We start from the raw sequence: 723 nt of genomic DNA, 5'->3' as shown, positions 1-723 counted from the left end.
TGCCAGCAAGCGCGACGCTGTTTGGCGTCGCTTGACTGGCCTTGTTAGCAGCCTACACCGGACTTGCGCGGCTTGCCGCACTGGCAAACCTAAGCAACGGCACGGCTGCTTGTATTAAAAACGAAACCGATTAGCTGTGATACGGCGAGCCAACCGGAACCTGTAAACTTGTTTAAGCGAAGCCACAAAGAGCAACGCTACCGCCATCATCGTTTGCAGTAAACCGACAAACTGGCGAAATTTAACTTATGGCGCTGTCGCTAATAAAACTAAACGCGAGCAATGCCCGAACAAAACCACTGACCAAAACCGTTAAAACCCGAAAACCTGCTAACGCAAAGCACACGGGCGGCAAGCCGCACAGCGGGTTGACGTCCCAGCGACCAACGGGAGCGAGTGATGCGCCTTGTTATGCATTGCTACTGCCCTTGAACTTTGGCCATTGATTGTAGCCAACATCCGGGTTGTTTGATTGGTACTCCCGAATCAGCACAGACTCCATACGATTAATCTCGGATGCTTCATCTGACATAAAAATGACTTCCCGGCGAATGGTCATATCCATACGCTCCTCAGGCGTGAAATCCCTTGCTATCAGTTCGCTGCTAGCACTCCCCCAATAATTGATGCTATTGGTGAGATCCTTTCCGATATAGATTTTTCCATTCGGATACGTGATCTTGTAGATAATCTTCGTGCTTTCAGTCATGTGGCCTTCAGGCA

At 49.9% G+C, this 723-nt stretch carries 1 protein-coding gene; it reads right to left on the bottom strand.

The window, feature by feature from the left end; translation table 11 throughout:
• Positions 1 to 409 precede the first annotated feature (409 nt).
• The coding region (locus tag I4W93_RS20225) for a GIY-YIG nuclease family protein (RefSeq protein WP_224673589.1) at positions 410 to 723 on the bottom strand (314 nt) is incomplete at its 5' end.

Source organism: Rheinheimera maricola (assembly GCF_016918075.2).
Lineage (GTDB): Bacteria > Pseudomonadota > Gammaproteobacteria > Enterobacterales > Alteromonadaceae > Alishewanella > Alishewanella maricola_A.
Note: the sequence above shows the minus strand (reverse complement) of the source record. Positions and strands in the feature narration are given on the sequence as shown.